General features: G+C 67.0%; 19 protein-coding genes. 13 read left to right on the top strand and 6 right to left on the bottom strand.

All coding sequences use genetic code 11. The features are described from left to right. Window positions 1-154: 154 nt before the first annotated feature. Window positions 155-2,128 (bottom strand): hypothetical protein, encoded by a 1,974-nt coding sequence (locus ACXAHD_RS01220; RefSeq protein ID WP_475047862.1) that lies wholly within the window; start codon window positions 2,126-2,128, stop codon window positions 155-157. 1,642 nt (window positions 2,129-3,770) lie between these two features. On the opposite strand from ACXAHD_RS01220, the gene ACXAHD_RS01215 reads away from it, so the two are divergent. Next, on the top strand, window positions 3,771-4,238 hold the full coding sequence (locus tag ACXAHD_RS01215) for a DUF5662 family protein (protein WP_475047861.1): 468 nt from the start codon (window positions 3,771-3,773) through the stop codon (window positions 4,236-4,238). Between the two features lie 14 nt (window positions 4,239-4,252). On the opposite strand, the gene ACXAHD_RS01210 is transcribed toward ACXAHD_RS01215, so the two are convergent. From ACXAHD_RS01210 to ACXAHD_RS01190, 5 genes are read right to left on the bottom strand one after another with little or no spacing between them, the layout of a single operon-like run. Continuing rightward, window positions 4,253-5,098: a hypothetical protein gene (locus ACXAHD_RS01210; RefSeq protein ID WP_475047859.1), complete on the bottom strand. Its 846-nt coding sequence runs from the start codon at window positions 5,096-5,098 to the stop codon at window positions 4,253-4,255. Further along, on the bottom strand, window positions 5,086-5,478 hold the full coding sequence (locus tag ACXAHD_RS01205) for a DUF6221 family protein (protein WP_475047856.1): 393 nt from the start codon (window positions 5,476-5,478) through the stop codon (window positions 5,086-5,088). Before ACXAHD_RS01205 ends, ACXAHD_RS01210 begins: the two co-directional genes overlap by 13 nt. After that, window positions 5,475-5,807, bottom strand: a complete 333-nt coding sequence (locus ACXAHD_RS01200) for a hypothetical protein (RefSeq protein ID WP_475047854.1) — start codon at window positions 5,805-5,807, stop codon at window positions 5,475-5,477. Before ACXAHD_RS01200 ends, ACXAHD_RS01205 begins: the two co-directional genes overlap by 4 nt. Continuing rightward, window positions 5,804-5,977 (bottom strand): hypothetical protein, encoded by a 174-nt coding sequence (locus ACXAHD_RS01195; protein WP_475047852.1) that lies wholly within the window; start codon window positions 5,975-5,977, stop codon window positions 5,804-5,806. Before ACXAHD_RS01195 ends, ACXAHD_RS01200 begins: the two co-directional genes overlap by 4 nt. After that, window positions 5,974-6,438: a DUF6221 family protein gene (locus ACXAHD_RS01190; RefSeq protein WP_475047849.1), complete on the bottom strand. Its 465-nt coding sequence runs from the start codon at window positions 6,436-6,438 to the stop codon at window positions 5,974-5,976. Before ACXAHD_RS01190 ends, ACXAHD_RS01195 begins: the two co-directional genes overlap by 4 nt. 210 nt (window positions 6,439-6,648) lie before the next feature. Between ACXAHD_RS01190 and ACXAHD_RS01185 the strand changes: the two genes are divergently transcribed. The 12 genes from ACXAHD_RS01185 to ACXAHD_RS01130 all read left to right on the top strand — a co-directional run bounded on the left by ACXAHD_RS01185 (window position 6,649) and on the right by ACXAHD_RS01130 (window position 16,783). Further along, window positions 6,649-6,849 (top strand): hypothetical protein, encoded by a 201-nt coding sequence (locus tag ACXAHD_RS01185; protein WP_475047846.1) that lies wholly within the window; start codon window positions 6,649-6,651, stop codon window positions 6,847-6,849. 600 nt (window positions 6,850-7,449) lie between these two features. Next, a complete protein-coding gene (locus ACXAHD_RS01180; RefSeq protein ID WP_475047844.1) occupies window positions 7,450-7,797 on the top strand; it encodes a hypothetical protein in 348 nt (115 codons plus the stop codon). A 90-nt stretch (window positions 7,798-7,887) separates the two neighbouring features. Continuing rightward, on the top strand, window positions 7,888-8,385 hold the full coding sequence (locus tag ACXAHD_RS01175) for a phage terminase small subunit (protein ID WP_475047841.1): 498 nt from the start codon (window positions 7,888-7,890) through the stop codon (window positions 8,383-8,385). A 98-nt stretch (window positions 8,386-8,483) separates the two neighbouring features. Beyond that, on the top strand, window positions 8,484-9,248 hold the full coding sequence (locus ACXAHD_RS01170; RefSeq protein ID WP_475047838.1) for an HNH endonuclease: 765 nt from the start codon (window positions 8,484-8,486) through the stop codon (window positions 9,246-9,248). Between the two features lie 135 nt (window positions 9,249-9,383). Next, window positions 9,384-10,931: a hypothetical protein gene (locus ACXAHD_RS01165; RefSeq protein ID WP_475047835.1), complete on the top strand. Its 1,548-nt coding sequence runs from the start codon at window positions 9,384-9,386 to the stop codon at window positions 10,929-10,931. 28 nt (window positions 10,932-10,959) lie between these two features. After that, complete coding sequence (locus ACXAHD_RS01160) at window positions 10,960-12,501, top strand: phage portal protein (protein WP_475047832.1); 1,542 nt, start codon at window positions 10,960-10,962, stop codon at window positions 12,499-12,501. Beyond that, on the top strand, window positions 12,498-13,787 hold the full coding sequence (locus tag ACXAHD_RS01155) for a hypothetical protein (protein ID WP_475047829.1): 1,290 nt from the start codon (window positions 12,498-12,500) through the stop codon (window positions 13,785-13,787). Before ACXAHD_RS01160 ends, ACXAHD_RS01155 begins: the two co-directional genes overlap by 4 nt. Before the next feature lie 8 nt (window positions 13,788-13,795). Then, entirely contained in the window at window positions 13,796-14,233 is a 438-nt protein-coding gene (locus ACXAHD_RS01150) for a hypothetical protein (RefSeq protein ID WP_475047827.1), read from the top strand. A 104-nt stretch (window positions 14,234-14,337) separates the two neighbouring features. Further along, window positions 14,338-15,300 (top strand): hypothetical protein, encoded by a 963-nt coding sequence (locus ACXAHD_RS01145; protein ID WP_475047825.1) that lies wholly within the window; start codon window positions 14,338-14,340, stop codon window positions 15,298-15,300. Further along, window positions 15,294-15,590 (top strand): hypothetical protein, encoded by a 297-nt coding sequence (locus tag ACXAHD_RS01140; protein ID WP_475047822.1) that lies wholly within the window; start codon window positions 15,294-15,296, stop codon window positions 15,588-15,590. Before ACXAHD_RS01145 ends, ACXAHD_RS01140 begins: the two co-directional genes overlap by 7 nt. 84 nt (window positions 15,591-15,674) lie before the next feature. Then, window positions 15,675-15,890: a hypothetical protein gene (locus ACXAHD_RS01135; RefSeq protein ID WP_475047818.1), complete on the top strand. Its 216-nt coding sequence runs from the start codon at window positions 15,675-15,677 to the stop codon at window positions 15,888-15,890. After that, window positions 15,887-16,783 (top strand): hypothetical protein, encoded by an 897-nt coding sequence (locus ACXAHD_RS01130; protein ID WP_475047816.1) that lies wholly within the window; start codon window positions 15,887-15,889, stop codon window positions 16,781-16,783. Before ACXAHD_RS01135 ends, ACXAHD_RS01130 begins: the two co-directional genes overlap by 4 nt. Window positions 16,784-16,806 lie beyond the last annotated feature (23 nt).

Below are 16,806 nucleotides of genomic sequence, written 5' to 3'. Positions count from 1 at the left end.
TTGACAGTGGGCACAAAACATCCAGTAATGCCCTGGCACACTCCCGAACCCCCGCACCAAGCGACGCGGGAACTCGGGGCAGTGTCAGCGCTCCACAACCGCCGCAGGGTCCACACCGGCCATACCAGCGTGAACCCTGCGAACACAGGCACAATCAGGCCGCGACCGGCACCGCCACACCCGGCGTCGCCATAACCACACCCGCCAACATGAGCTCCGCCGCCTGGCGGAACTCATCCGCCACCACGAACGTCACCCGCAGAGTGCGGGCCGACTTGTCCACATAAACGTGCGCCTCGAACTCACCACCCAGCCCGCGCAACTTCGGCGCCACCTCAGCGTTGATCCGCCGACGCACCTCGGTCGCCGTCTGACGGGGACGCGCCCCCGCAGCCAGGTCGAACACGTCCGGCAGCACCGGCGCCGCCTTCCTCTGCGCCGACACCTTCGGCTTCCCGGCCGTCGCCGGCTTGCGCTCACCGGTCCGCTTCCGCCGCACCGGCGCCGGCTCCGGCTCCACGTCTTCGACAACCCGGCCCATCGAGCGGCAGGCCACCCCGTCGAGCTTGTTGTGCGGCCACGGCCGACCTTCGGCCGAGTGCAACACGTCGTCCTGCCCGCAGCCGACGCACTTGCGGAACTCACCCACGGGCACCGGCAACACCGGCTCCACCGTCGGCCCCACCCACTGCCGCACCAACTCGCCCTGCGCAGCCCGCGCCCTGACGGCAAACTCCCGGTCCGCCGGGTACACGACCGTGTCGGCGCGCTCGACGTCCCGCAACTCCTGCCCGTCCTCGCCCTGCTCCGCCGGCACCACAACCGGACTCGCCGGCACCTCACGCACACCACCCGGCTGATGCCCGTCGAGGAACACCATCGGCATACCCGTGTTCGGCCCGTCCACGATCTGCGACTGCCGCAGCCGCACGGTCTCCCCGCAACCGCACTCACACGGCATCCCGGACATGGTCAGATTCCAGTTGATCTGGTTCATCGCAGCCGACCGCCGACGGGCACGCCGCAACAGCTCCGCATTCGACAGCTTCGGCTTCACCTCGCCACCGGTCTCCGGGTCAACGTTGCTGATTTCACCCAACGTCACCCGGAAACCGGCCGACTCCAGCGCACGCTTCGCCGCCAGGATCCGGGGCATGTCCGCGCCCCCACCCTTGGCGCCCTTGATGTACCAAACCTTCTTCACCCCGTACCACGACCAGCCCGCACGCAGGCCACGCAGAACCGAGTTCACCCCGTCGCCCTTGCGGGTGCCGTGAATGTTGGTACCTTCGGCCACGCTGTGCGTGATGGTGAGCCCGTCTGCCGCAACCGGTGCAGGCTCTGGCTGAGACACCTGCGGTGCGACAGCCGGCTCAACAGCCTTACCCCGCTTACCGGCCTTGTCCCGGTTCTGTTCGATCGTTTCCAACAAACTGGCACAGTCGCCCGAACCGTAACGCGCGTCTGGGTCGACAAGCTGCGCCGCCCTCACCGAAGCCAGCGCCGCATCCGGGTCGCCACCGTCAAACTCCACGTGCGCCCGGTCGATCAACGCCCGCCCCACCGACGCCCTTGCATCGATGTTCGCCTGCCGCTGCTCAGCCGTCGCGGTCAACCACTCAGGAGACCGCTCCACTTGATCGGCGACAACCGCCCATACCGCCTGCAACGTGTGCCTGTCGGTCACCTTCGACAGGACACCTTCCGACAAGTACCGCGCTACAGATTCCCTGCTACCGCCCACCAGCGGCGATGCGAAGATCTGCGCGGAGTGGTCCTGTACCGCGTTGCGAACCCGTGCCAGGTCGACATCGGGCAACTCCGGGATCGGTGCCGACCCCACTTCTTCCGGCGTGGACTCCACAACCGGCTCCGACGACACCTCAGGCACGGACTCAGCGACCGGCTCCGGGTCGGCCTGGGCCACCGGCTCCGCCGACACCACCGGCCCCGAACCGGCCGAAACCAGCCCCGCCCGCTTCGAAATCGCCGCCCGCAGACCCGCCCACGTCGCCTGACTCGGCAACGACGCGTTCGGCCACTTCGCCTCACCCTCGTCAACGAACACCAGCGCGGCAGCCCAGTCCTGACGCTTCCACGCCGCCGCAACATCCTTCGCGATGTCCATCGGACTACGAACAGCAGCCATGACAAACCCTTCCCTACGACCTACGGACACGAACCACCCCCCGTTTGGGGAACCGCAGCCGACGAAACGCCGACCACGGAGGCACAAACGGGGTCCCGGATGGGCACGTCGGCCGGTGCGGTACACGCCCACACCGGCCGACGGCCAAAAATCGACAACACCCCGCCCTATCGGACGGTAAGCACTACGCACGTCGGGTCGCTACATCCGCTCGCACGTCCGAACTCTGGAGACTTTCCTAGGTGCCGCCCGTACAATGCGGGCGGGATTTTGGCGGAGGATTCCCCGTGGACACCTTTTGGTAATCCACGGGTCGTGGCGTGTAGAGCTCAGATAACCTCATTTCTTCCGATCCACATCCGTGCGATACGGACATGCACGCCCGCTACTCTTTGCAAGCAAAGAGGTCCCGGCGCAACCGCAATGCCTAGTACTCATCCCACTAACACGTATCCGCCGCCGTGCTTACCAGCACGCCTGCCACAATGCAGACTACGGATACATCTTCGTCTCAACCACTAAAGTCGACTGGCACTTAGTCTCGGAAGTATGGAAAACGTGGGCCTCACGCCGTGCGGACAAGCCGCACTCTTCCGCCTGTCGCCACCAAAACGTCAACATGGGTAGGACGGCACACTATGGAATTCTCAATGAACAGATACCCAGACCGACAGACCCTTGTCGTCGACCCTTCCTAGGGGCACCCCGTACGCGTCACAGCGCAGACATTGCAGGTAGTGGTCACACGGACCGCCTGACACGTCACACTCACCGCTACGTACCGCAGGCTTCCTAGCCAGCTGGTGACCGCCACCGCGACTAGCCGTGCCCCCGCCAAGCGGGAGACAGCTCACGTGGCCACGATCCGGGTGCCACAACGCCCGCACATGTCGGGTGCTGTGCCGTGCCCGTCGGTTCGCTAGCCGTTCTGTTCGGTTCTCAAAAAACACTTTCCAGCCAATGAAGGCCAGACGCCTGCCCGCACATGTCGGGTATGGCGCTTGCTTTCGGCCTGTCTTGCGCCGTTGGTTCGTTAGCTTGCCCTACCGCCTACCGGCTGTCAAGTCCGGCGAACTTGATTGCGTTCCCTAGCCGACCCAAACACGTTGGGACCTGCGACTAAGTTGCCGCTAGTACGCCTAACACAAACAGCCGGGAGCCAGACCAAACAACCCAACTCCCCAGCTCCGCCGCCCGACCCGTTTCCGGCCCGTTCGGCGTTGCCACATCAGTAGGCCACAACGAACCGACCGTGTCAAGTTCGCCGAACTTGATACGGATGGCAATCCCACTACACGCGCGCGTCTTCCTGTTAGAGCACAACCGGCAGCAACAAAAACCGTCGACGAACCAACCTGCCGACACGTGGCGCCCTGGGTGCCGGCACCCGTCGACGAGGACACAGCCGCGAGCTGTCAGCGTCGACAACTCACCTCACGGCACCCACACACCCAGGGGGGCCACCCCCACCCCCCCCACGCGCCGCTCCTCCGGGACGTTCTGCCGCTACCCCTGGTTACGGGTCTGGGGAAAATCTGCACCCTGAGTAACGCGCGTAGTGTTGGTGCTGGTCAGAGGCTTACAGCGGTGCCAGGCATGTCCGGTCACTTAGGATCACCTGATGAGCGAACCGGAGCGTAAGGACAGCCGCCCCTACACCTTGGAGCACAGCCGGCGCGTCGGTGAACTGATGGGATCTGTGATCACCGAGTTGGTGGGGCGCTCGTACCGGCACGACATGTCGAAACTGGCCGAGCCGCAGTTGGAGGCGTTCGACCGGTACTCGCCTGAGTTGAACCCGGTCGAGTACGGCACTGACGAGTACCGGCGGCGACTGGCAGCTATGAAGCCTGCCCTTGACCACCACTACGCGACCGAGCCTCACCATCCGGAGCACCACGAGGACGGGGTTTCTGGCATGACGCTGGCGGATGTGGTGGAGATGCTGTCCGACTGGAAGGCGTCGTCGGAGCGGTACGGCGGGAACTTCTCGGACAGTCTGGAGTACAACCGGAAGCGTTTCGGGCTGTCGGACGAGTTGTTTGCGATCCTGGCGCACACTGCGCGGGCGTACGGCTGGTTGGACTAGCTGCCGCCGTTTCCTTAGCTGGTGGGCTGGTGTTGCCGCCATGCTGCCGCGATGTCCAACCAGGTCAGCGCCTGGTCGACGCCGAATCCGGCTGTGGCGAGGTTGTCTGGGCTGATGCGCAGCATGGGCGCGGCGTCGGCTATGCGACGTAGGCCGGCGACGGCCCGGTCCCACGCCTCGGTGTCGGTGAGGGCGGCCCACTCTGCGTCGGCGGCGGCCCACCTGTCGGGGTCGTCTTCTTCGCCAGGCCACGTGTCTGGCCAGACGGCGATGTCGGGGTTAGGGAACCCGCGTTCGACCGAGTACGACATGACCATCGGGCTGGTGTTGTCGGCGCGGGCGAGTTCGGCGATCTGCTTCCAGCCATTGGGGTGCCCGTCGCGCGGCATGTACCAGGACATGTCCTGCCGGAGGCGACCAGAGATGAGGGCGTCGATGATCCACTCGGCGAACCAGGCCCGGTCTTCGCCTTCGACGAAGCCGTGGACTTCACACTGCCCGGAGATCCGAGCCACGAGCTGCATCTGGGGTTCGCTGTTGGCGATCACCGTGTTCAGGTTGATGTTCAACACCGTCTCGGAGGTCGGCCCGGACGGTAGAACGGCTCGCAGGTCCGGGTTGACGGCGATGTGGGTGTCGGCGTCTCGGTCGAAGCCGTATGGGTCGCCGAACGCGTTCGTTGGCCACGCGATGGCCTTCCGCAGCAGCGACGGCTGTCCGGGCTGGTCTGGCTCGAACGCGCGGTGCCGATAAGCGGCGGCGATGTGTTTGACGAGCAGGTTGGTGTGAGCTCGTTCGGCGCCGGAGATGTAGCCGGTCCGGTCGACGGTGTGGAACGCGATGTAGCTCACTGCTTCCATTCCGGTGGGGTGGGGTCGGTGAGGAGGTGGATGACCTGGGCGAGGGCGCTGACGGCTTCGGGTTGTTGTGCGGCGACGGCGTCGCGGTACATGCGGATGATGGCCCGTCGGGCTCGGGCGTTGCGGAGGGTCCGGTGGGGGTCGTGGCGGGCGATGTGCTGGGCGTTGCCCAGGTATTCAGGCATGTTGGCGACCTGGCAGGCGATGACGCAGGTGCCGATGGTGTCGATGCCGGGTCCTTCGGGTTTGACGTAGACGCGGTTGTCGCGTCCGCCGAAGGTGGGACCGACCTCCCATCTACCCCCGGTGGCGGCGCGGGCGGCCTGCTCGTCTTCCTTGGTTTCCTGTTCTAGCTGTTCGACGGCGTCGGCTGTGTTCATGGGCGCCACTCTTCGCGGTAGCCCTCGACGTCGGCGTACGGCAGGGCCAGCCGACACAGTCGGGCTAGTGCGACGATGATCGACTTCCGGCCGCAGCTGATGTAGGTGGCGGTGTGATAGTCCTTGTTGATCACCGAGGCTAGGGCGTTTCTGGTGGTTGACGGGGGCTGGTCTTGTAGCCGGTCGAACAGGAATCGGGCGAGGTCATCGGCAACGCGCTCGTGTGACAACACGCCGTCTCGTGCGTAGGTCGCATGCGCCCAGGCCATGCATTGCCGCATGGTGGGGTCTTCGTCGCCTACCTGCTGCGGTTGAGTCAGCTCGCTCACGGCGCGCTCCCGACAAGCCGGCCACCACACGGGTTGCCGTCCGGCTGGATCATCCGGTCCTCGATGTCGACGGCTTCCGGATCCCAACTCTTCCGGCCGCACCGATCGCATGTCGCCACCGGGGTCTCGTTGAGCCATCTCGCCAGGTCGCCGTCAGTCAGCTCGCTCATGGCCGCCACTCTTCGCGGTAGTCGGGGTGCCAGTCGTATGCCTCGGCGAGCAGGCGCAGCGTTGGGCACGGCCATCGGGCTACTCGGGGGACTGGTGTGTTGTCGCTGTAGGCGGCGTCCGAGCCGCCGCAGGTCATGCACGCCCAGGCGGTGATGTGGTAGTCGGCTCCGCCGCCCTTGCGGAGAAGTACGCGCTGATGGCAGTCCAGCATCTTCTTCTTGGCTGCGATGTCGGCGAGGACGCTGGCGGGGTTGTGGAGTGCGATGTGCTCGCCGCGCGGTGCGAGGGTGACCGCAACGACGTACTCGCCGGTGAAGTCGACAGTCACTCGACGCATGCCGTGAAGGTCGTTGGGGTGTGCGTGCCAGCCTTCGCCGTCGAGCGCTCGTCCGAGTCGTTCGGCTTCGCCGAGCCGGGCGTTGATGAAGGTTAGGAGCGCGTTGGCGGTGGTGTCGTCCATCGGGGTGGATGGTACGCCGCCGGTTGTGGGGTGTGTGTTGTCGCTGTTGTCGGGGTGTGAGATCATCCGCGCATGGGCGTAGTGTGCCCAGACGCGTTTCACCCGTCGACCCGGTTCCCTGCTGTTGGGGCCGGGTTTTCTGCTGTCCGGGGGGTGGTTGTGGTGCGGATGAACCCGGATGCGTTTCTTACCCGGGCGCAGGCTGCCCGCATGGCAGGTGTTGCGGCGTCGACGGTGGGGACGTGGTTGGACCGCGGCTGGGTGGATCCGGAGACGGGGGAGCGCCGCCGGTTGACGGTGCGCCGGACGGCGGGTGGCCGGTTGTTGTACCGGCTGGGTGATGTGGTGCGGGCGGAGGCGGACACCTTCCGGAACCCGAAGTCGCGTCGCGGCCGGGTCGAGGCGGCGTGATGGCAGGCAAGTGGGCTGGTTCGCGGCGTAGGGATCAGTTGCCGGCGGACTGGAAGACGGCTGTCAGGCCGAAGGTCATCGCCCGCGACGGGGGCCGCTGCACGTGGGTGGACGGTTTGCCGGACGGCGGGCGGCCTCTCGATCCAGGGATGGCCGTGCATCCGCGACGGTGCACGGAACCAGGTACCGATGTCGACCATGTTGGTGATCCAGCCGATCACCGGCCGGAGAATCAGCGGCTGCTGTGTAGCTGGCATCACGACCGGCGGTCGTCGGCGCAGGGGAACGCGGCCCGCCGTCGGATGCCGGGGCAGAGGCGGCCTCCGGAGAGGCATCCCGGCATCCTCCGCTGATTGACGCAGCGTGACGAGGTGTCGAAAATCCTCGGGCCGACACCCGCATTCCGGTTACAGGGTGTGACATCAGGGGGTGTCGGGTGGCTTCACGTTGGGTGGCAGGCGGTTGGCGGATGCGCGGCTGGATCCGGTGGTTGCCGCTGTACGCGTCGCCGATGTTCTGGGACTCCCGGCGCCCATGGCGGTCGGTGTGCGGTGTCGCGGTGGGCGTGTTCGGCCGGGCCGTGTACGTGGCGAGGTGCTGATGGACGGGAAGCGGTACTCGCCGCTGGACCGGGCCGAGGTCCACGCCGACATGGCCGTCGACTGGGCGGCAACCCGCCGGGCGGTTCTGGCGCAGCCGCTTGTCGCGGAGGCTCACCGGGACTGCGCCGAGTGCGCAGGGTTGGCCCCTGCCGCGCCGCCGGTGCCGACCCGGACGGGTGTGGTGTCGCTGCGGCTGTCCGATGTCGCGTCGATGCTCGGGCTTCCTGCCGGCTACCGGGTGCTGTACATGCATGTGGTTCCTTCGACGCAGGAGCTGCGTGTGGTGGTGGAGAGCGACGAGTTGCACGAGGTGGCTTACGGCGCCGCACCACCACATCTGACCTGACAGTTCTGTTCGTTCGGCCGGTCGCGCTGGGTTCCCGCCACGGGAGATGCACGGCCGGCCTTCGCATGTCCCGACAGGGGAGTGATTGTGATGGCTGGTGTTGGTCCGCCGCCGAAGGACCCGACGCGGCGAGCTCGGCGCAACGCCGATCCGATCCCTACGACGATCATTCGGTTCGAGCAGGGTGTGCAGCCGGATTTGCCGGCCGCCTATGACTGGCCGCAGCAGACCCGTGAGTGGTGGTCGATGTGGGCTGAGGCTCCCCAAGCCGAGCATTTCATGGAGACCGACTGGCAGTTTCTGTTGGACACGGCACTGGTGCATGCCGAATTGTGGTCCGGGAACGTCGGCGTGGCTGCGGAGTTGCGGCTGCGGGTGGCCAAGATGGGTAGCACCTTGGAGGATCGAGCCCGTCTGCGTCTGGCTTTCGCCGAGGCTGACGAGAAGGATGCGGCTAGACCGGTTGGATCGTCTTCTCGGGAGCGGTACGGTAAGCTTAAAGCCGTTTCGGGTGGAGAACCTGCCCAGGTAGTTTCTATCAGCAAGCCACCTCGTGGGACGGCAAAGCGTAGGTCATCGTCGACCTGAGTCGATGTGACTTTTGTTAGTAGCGGTGGGATAATTTGCTAAAGGCCGGGCGGGTGCTGGTGACACCCCCCGGCTGTGGCCGACTGGTTGGAGTCGACATGGCGAATTCTACACCCCTCTGTGTTTCTTGTGGTGTCGTGCCTGCGGCATCTCGTCGGGGCAAGACTGGATGCGCGCCAAAGTACTGCGGCTCTAGTTGCCGAGCTAAGGCTGGGCGGCGGGCCAGGGGAGAGGTTTCGACAGAAACTCCTGTATGCGCTGGGTGCGGAGTTCCGATCATCGGGGCGCAATCCAACCGTCGTACCTGCTCAAAGTCCTGCCACGCCTGGGTTAGGCGCCATCCTGGAGTCCTGCATCCGAAAGCGCGTTCGAGGCACTGCGCAGAGTGTGGTGTCTCTATCGACGGCCGCGACATCCGAAGTCCGTTCTGTTCGGCGCTTTGTCGAGGCAGGAACTACGAGGGAAGCCTAGTAGGCACAGTTCGCCACTGCGATCAATGCGGCCAAGAGTTTCGGACGAAGAAGAAGTCGTCCCTTAGATGCTCCGAACACTGCAGCAGAGCTGCCGACTACGCAATCAACAGGGCTAAATATCTCGCTTCGTCGGCTGCGTCACGGGCACGTCGCCGCAGCGTCCGCGTTGAGACGTTTCGGCATGAAGAAATATTTGATCGTGATGACTGGGTGTGCTACCTGTGTGAAAATCCGGTTGATCCGACCGCCTCATGGCCGCACCCGATGATGCCATCGATCGACCACGTGATCCCGATATCCAGAGGCGGCGAGCATTCAAGATCCAATGTTCGCTGCGCCCATCTGGGCTGCAACCTGAGAAAGGGGTCCACCGTCCTGGAGGTGACCTGACGGAGGGCGGTGAGGCCATGCCATGGAAGCCGAGCAGCCCTGGGGAGTTCCCGACACTCGGCTGGCTTTGACCTCGTCCTGGACTGGATTAGCGAGTATCTGGCCGCACCGGACCGCGGCGAGTATGAGCCGTTCGTGTTGTACCCGGAGCAGGCCGAGTTCGTTCTTCGGTTCTACGAGCTGAACCCGGTCACGGGTCGCCGTCGGCGGCGGCGTGGGGTGATTTCCCGGTCGCGTGGCTGGGGCAAGTCGCCGTTCCTGGCGGCGTTGGCGTTGACCGAGGGGTTGGCGCCGGTGGTGCCGGCCGGTTGGGATGCCGACGGGCAGCCGGTGGGGAAGCCGTGGTCGGCGGTGCGGACGCCGCGCGTGGGCGTGTTGGCGGTGTCGGAGAAGCAGACCGGTAACACGTGGTCGCCGCTGTTGGAGATGTGTCAGGGGCCGGTTCTGGACGCGTATCCGGGGCTGGAGCCCATGGACACGTTCGTGAACCTGCCGCGAGGCCGGATTGAGCCGATCACGTCGTCGGCGCGGACGGTGAAGGGCATCCCGTTCGTTTTCGCCCTGCTGGATCAGACGGAGGAGTGGGTTGCGGCCAACGGTGGCCACAACCTGTTCGAGAAGGTCAAGAACAACACGGCGAAGACTGGCGGGTCGTTTGTTGAGTCGCCGAACGCGTTCATCCCTGGTGAGGATTCGGTTGCGGAGCGGTCGGCGGCGTCGTGGAAGCTGATCCGTGAGGGTCGTGCCCGTGAGGACGGTATCTACTACGACCACCGGGAGGCTCCGCCGGACACCGATCTGGAGGATCGGGAGTCGCTGATCGCCGGGTTGCGGGTGGCGTACGGGGATTCGTCGGGGCATCCGGACGGTTGTGTGTTGCATGATCCGCCGTGCCCGCCTGGGCATGTTGATTTGGATCATCTGGTCGCAACGATCTGGGATTCCACATCGGATATTCAAGTTAGTCGATCTGACTTCCTGAACCAGGTCACGCACGCCTCCGACTCGTGGCTGTCACAGCCGGAGTGGAACGGCTGCGCCGCCCCGGAAAAGGTCGTCGCACGCGGTGAGCGGATCACGCTCGGGTTCGACGGCTCGCGTAAACGTGCCCGTGGTGTTGCGGACGCGACGGCGCTGGTCGGATGCCGGGTGTCGGACGGCCACATCTTCGAGATCGAGGTGTGGGAGCAGCCGACCGGCCCGAAGGGCAGGGACTGGCAGGTGCCGGTCGCCCAGGTCGTCGCGAAGGTGCGGGAGACGTTCACCAGGTACAAGGTGATCGGCTTCTACGCGGACCCGGCGAAGTGGGAAACGTACATCGCGTCGTGGGAGGCCGCGTACGCGGATCGGCTGCTGGTGAAGTCGACCCGGGATCATCCGATCGAGTGGTGGATGACCGGCGGCCGGGCTCGGGCGGTGTCGGTGGCGTTGGAGCAGTTCCACTCGGCGGTAGTCGACAAGGAGCTGTCGCACTGCGGGTCGTCGACGTTGGCGCGGCATGCGTTGAACGCGCGCCGCCGCCGGTCGTCGACGGGGTTGCAGATCGCGAAGGACTTCCCTGATTCGGCGAACAAGATCGACGCTGTGGTGGCTGCCGTGTTGGCGTGGCAGGCGCGTCTCGACGCATTGGCGACACCGGAGAAGCCGGGGCCGGATCGGTACGTGCCGAAACGGCTCCGGTAGGAGCCGAGGCCCGGAGGGGGTGATCCGGTTGCCGATCGATGTGGGGCAGCGCGGGTCGCCTGGCTGGTGGCTGGACCGGCAGTTCCGGATGCTGTCGAACCCGCGCCGTCGTCGCCGGCTGCAGCTGTTGCACGACTGGCAGTCCGGTGAGGCCCCGCTGCCGGACGGGGTGGAGCCGGCGCGGCAGTCGTTCCGGGCGTTCATGCGCATGAGCCGCACGAACTTCGCCCGGTTGTTGGTGGCGGCTGTCGCGGAGCGGATGATCCCGGTCGGGTTTCGTACGGCGGCTGACTCCGACGAGACGGGCGACCCGGAGGGCCGGCTGCTGTGGGAGCGGGCCGGCATGGATGTGCGGTGCACTGATCTGCATGCGCTGATGCTGGGCTTGTCGGAGGCGTACGTCATCGTCGGTGAGGTCGACGACGAGACGGGGGTTCCGACGATCACCGCCGAGGACCCGCGGTGGATGGTCGGAGACCCGGACCCGATGATCCCGTGGCGGCTGCGTGCCGCGTTGAAGGTGCGGCACGACGACGTTGACGACGAGGACCGCGCCTACCTGTACCGGCCGGGCAGGGTGTTCGTGGCCCGACGGCCGAACCGTTTCCGGGATGTCGCTGACATCGGCTGGTGGGACCATCGGGGCCGGTTCTCGAACGGCCCGCAAATCCACTTCGACCCGCGCGGCTGGGAGTGGCATCCCGACCTGGGCGGCGAGCAGGGCCAGCCGTTGCGGCACGACCGGATGCCGGTGGTGCGGTTCCAGAACCAAGACGGACTTGGCGAGTTCGAGCCGCACCTGGATTTGTTGACCCGCATCAACCAGGTGATCTTGCAGCGGATGGTGGTCACCACGTTGCAGGCGTTCCGGCAGCGGGCGATCTCCGGTCTGCCGAACGTGTACCCGGAGGGGCACGAGAAAGCCGGACAGGAGATCGACTACACGGACATCTTCTCCATGGACCCGGCCGCTTTGTGGCAGCTGCCGGAGACCGCGACGGTGTGGGAGTCCGGGCAGGCCGATCTGTCGCCGATCCTGTCGGCGATCAAAGACGACGTGCAGCAGTTGGCGGCCGTGTCGGAGACGCCGATGCACATGCTGATGCCGGCGGGCGAGAACCAGTCCGCTGAGGGTGCGGCGATGTTGAAGGAGGGCCTGGTGTTCCGGGCTGGCCGGCACATCACCCGTGCTTCGCATGCGTGGGCGTGGGTGATGTCGTTGGCGTTCGAACAGATGGGCGACACCCGCAGGGCGGATCTGTCCCGGCTGCGGGTGTTGTGGCGGCGGCCGAGCCTGTTGTCGATGCAGGAACGCGGCGACGCGGCGAGTAAGGCGCAGGATGTGCCGTGGCGGTCGCGGATGCTGCACATCTGGGAGTTCACGCCGGAGCAGGTGGACCAGATGGCTACGGAGCGCGCGGACGAGTTGCTGTTGGAGGCGCAGATCGCCGCTGCTACGGCTGCTGCCGGCGGTCAGGCGGCGGTGCAGCCGACTGGGTTCCCGTCGGGCCGTCCGGCGGGCGAGAGCCGTCCGGTTGAGCCGGCCGTACCTGTGGAGACGGGCCGGTGACGGCGCCGCAGGGCGGGCTGTCGGCTGCCGATATTGCCGCGATCTACGCGTTGGTGCAGGCGCAGGCTGCTGTGCGGGACCAGATGGTCCGGACGGCGGTCGCCGCGGCTGTGGCGCCGTGGCGGCTGCTGAACTGGTTCGACAACGCGGCGGTGCTGCTGGCGGCGTTGGACATCGTCAGGGTGGTGCAGCCGGCGCAGCGGCGGATGGCGCAGCTTACCGACGCCTACCTGACCCGGATGCTGGGTGTCCAGTTGGGGCGTCCGGTGCGTCCAGCGGGCGCGGTGGACGTGTCGCGGCTGCGGCGTCTGGTGACTCCGGACATGGCGGAGGTGCTGGACCGGCCGGCGCGGCTGATCGAACCGGAAGACGAGGACGACCTGGACGACGTCTTCGACGACGATGACGACGACCTGGACGATCTCGACGACCTTGACGCGTTGGCCGACGATATCGACGACCTGTGGCGCTTCTACGACGACCTCGACGAGTTGGATCGGCAGGTTGACCGGGTTGTGTCCGGGCCGGGCCGGGTGGTCGAGTCGCCGCCGCTGGATGTGGTCGACGACCGCGAGGTGCCGGCGGTGGATCCGGTGGAGCCGTACCGGCGGGTCGCAGCCCAGTACCGCTACCACGTCACCACCGGCGGCTTGGACGCGGCTGAGGCTTTCGACCAGGCGGTGGAGCGGGCCGCGATCGTCGCCGAGACGGACATAGTCCTGGCGGAGCGGGCGCAGGCGCGGGAGACGTTCCGGCAGGTCGATCCGGAAGAGGTGATCGGCTACCGGCGGATTCTTCGCCCGTATCTGGGTTCGGGTGGCCCGCCGTGTGGCCTGTGTGTGGTGGCGTCGAACCGCCGCTACTACATCCAACAGTTGCGGCCGATCCATGAGCGGTGCCGCTGCGGTGTCATGCCGATCACCCGGCTGAACGATCCGGGGTTGCAGCTGAACGCCGAGGATCTGCAGACCCTGTACGGGGCGGCTGGCGGGACGACGGCGGGCGCCTCCTTGAAGCGGGTACGGGTGGCGGTGTCGGAGCACGGCGAGTTGGGGCCGGTGCTGGTGCGCGCACCGAAGACGTCGTCGAAGCGTCGCGGTCCTCGTGCGGCGTCGGCGTCGCGGTCGACGTTCCGCCGCCTGACGCCGCAGGAGCGGCTGCCGGGGTTGGAGCGCGAGTTGGAGGCGTACCGGGCGAGGGTGGCGGCGGGGGAGTCGCTGCATCGGGCGGTGGCGCATGTGGAGCGGATCATCGCTGAGGTTCGCCGCGAGTTGGCCGGTAGCTGACCGGCCTCATGGACTGGGTCGGCCTGGTGTCCGGGATGCCACCGGGTCGGCCCTTTGAGCATCCCGCGCATCTCGATTGGTTGGTTGTGATGGCTCGTTTGCAGGTGCTTTACCTTCCCAGTGTTGACGTCGGCGGTGATCGGGATCAGCCGTTCGCGCTTGTGATCGACGAGGTAGCCGGTGTGGTCGCCGAGGACAGCGTGTTGCATGCGTTCGGCGAGAAGATCGGCGCCCGTGGGGTGCTGGTCGCCAACGGCCGTATCGACTTGGTCGACGAGCCGTCCGTTGACGACGACGGTCCGATGACGTTGCGGATCGATCCGGAGTCAACAGCGCAGGCGTTCGCGGAGGCGCTGCGCGCCGGCTTGGGTGAAGATGTCGCCCAGGCGGTGCGGCGGTGGGCGGACGAAGTAATGCACCAGGTTCCCGGCGAAGGGCCGCGCTGATGCGGGCCTACTCGACGAACTACCTCAGAGACGGCCGGCGGCCGATCGGCTGGGGCTTGCTGCATCGCGGGTTCTGGCTGTCGGGGCGACCCAGGTTGATGCTGGTGTGCCGGCTGTTCGAGCACCGGCCGGTCGTGGACGGCAGTGACAGCCCACGACGGTCGTGGCGGTGGGTGGAGTGCTCCCGCTGCGGCATCCGCCCTGATCCGCAGGGCGCGGTCGATCCTGCCCGGTGGGCGGCCGGCGCCAGGTACACGGGCGAATTTGGTCCTGGCCTGCCGGAGGGCAAAGGCCGGCCGGCGGCGGTGATGGCGTTGAAGAACACCGCAGGTTTCTACCCGCCGGGGCCGTGGCCTGCCAGCCCGAAGGGAACGCTCGGCGGTGAGGTGGTGGTCGGCCGTCGCAGTTCGGATGTCGGGCAGGAGTTCGGGTTCGAGCTGAAAGTCGGCAACAAGGGCTCCGAACACACGCTCGCCGCCAGCTTTCATCTGCTGCGGCTGGGGTCGCTGTACCTACACACGCAGCGGTTCGGTGCCGGCTTGGTGCACTGGTTGAACCCGGTCGGCTACGAGTCGAAGGTGATCGCCGTGGGCTTGCACGGCAGCCGGCTGCGGTGGCAGTGGTGGGTCGGCCGGGACGCGTCCGAGCCGCACCGGGTGCCGTTCCGGCGGCGGCTGCGGCACGGCAGCGTCGAGTTGAACCCGCTGACGTTGACGTTGGGGCCGAAGCGTTGCGACTACAGCGATGTGGGTGCGCCCCGGACGGTGCGGGTGAGGTTTCCGCACGGCGATGAGGTCGAGGTGCGGCTGCAGCTGCAACGCGTCTCGTGCGGTCGGCGTCGGGGCCGTAAGCGGATGTCGTGGTCGGTGTACTGGGAATGTCCTGGCGGGTTGCCGACTGAGCCCGGCGGCCGGGGCCGGGTCTTTGGCTCTGACGTGCAGGTGTCCGCTGCCTCCGAGGCGGTTGGTGTCTGGGTAGAGGTCGCTGTCGCGAAGATCCGGGAGCAGTACACGGCGATCCGCGCCGACAACGGCTGGGTACCTGTCCCGGAGGGGGCGACGTGGTAGTCCTGACCCGCACCTACACCAAGACGTACACCCTGCTCAGTGCGTGGGCGAGTACGACTCCGGCTGACTACGGACACATGCCGCGTCCCGGAGATCCGTGCGCGGTGCCGAGCTGCGGTGAGCAGCTACGCGCCGATGAGGTGGTCTACGCGGTGACCGAGTCCGGCGGCCCGGACGCCCCAGAGGCCGTGCCGTGCCGGTACGGGCCGCTGATGACGGACCGCTGTGGTCATGCCGAGCAGTGGGTGTGTTGGCGGCATGTCCGTCCTGACGGCGGCCCGATCGGCTGATCGTCTCGTTCTACTGCCCCGCTTCGGCGGGGTTTCTTTTTGCCCGCCAAGGGCTGTTTTGTCCTAACCCGACATGGGAGAAGCATGATCATCAACGTTTTCCAGGATGAGGTGGCGACTCAACTGAGCACCGCCGAGATCCTGGGCCAGTTCAAGAACGAACTCGCCAAAGAGGGCATCCTCGGCGAGGCGGCCGACAGCTTCGTGGAGATGCTGGCCGTCAAGCTGATCGACAGCGAAAGCGTGGCCATCAAGGAACGCGTCAAGCAGCAGGTCGCGGCCGACGGCGGTGACCGATGAAGACCCCGCTGACGCACCCCCGCTGGCGTCACCCGCTCACCGGGCAGCCGATCATTGCGCTCGGCGTCACCAAACGCGGCACGCCGATCTGGCCCGTCATGGGCGGATCGCAGCCCGCCGGTGAACCAGCTGGTGGAACCGGCGACGGTGCGCCGGCCAGCGGCGAGCAGAGCCCGCCGACGACTGGACAACCGCCGGCTCCGCCCGGCGGTACCGGGTCACCCCAGCAGCCCGCCACGGGCGAGGGCGACCCGTACGCGGCTCTGCAGGCGATCGTCACCGACCTCGGTCTCACCCCGGAGCAGGTCACCGGCCGGCTCGCTGCCTCCCGCAAGTGGGAGGACCGGGCCAAGGGCAAGGACCCCGAGTACCGGGACCTGCTGGAGAAGGCAAAGCAACTCGAAGAGTTGCAGACGGCTGCCATGTCCGAGCAGGAGCGGGCGGTCAAGGTCGCTCGTGACGAGGGCCGGGCCGCTGGTCTCGCCGAGGCGGCGGGTCAGCTGGTGGAGGCGCATCTGCGGGTCGCGATCGGAGACCGGCTCACCGGTGACCAGATCGCCGCGCTGCTCGGCCCGCTGGACCGCCGGCAGTTCCTGTCCGGCGACGGCGCGGCCGTCGACATGGACAAGGTGAACGCGTACGCGGGTGTGATCGCACCCGCCCGTACCCAGGCCGCGCCTGCCCCGCAGCCGCCGGCCACGGAACAGCCCGCCACGGGCACCACTGCTCCGCCCGCCACGGGCACCCCTGCGACTCCGCAGCCCGCCACGGGCACGACGCGGGTCGACATGGGGCAGGGGACGTCGTCCTCCGCTCCGCTCACCGGACTCGCGGCCGGCCGGGAACTGGCCCGGCAGCGGTTCGGCACCCAAGGCAAGCCCGCGCAGCAGTAGCAGACCTTTCGCTCCGCGCTGGG

Source organism: Micromonospora sp. ABR4_055, from assembly GCF_056160425.1.
This window is presented reverse-complemented; position numbering and strand designations above follow the sequence as displayed.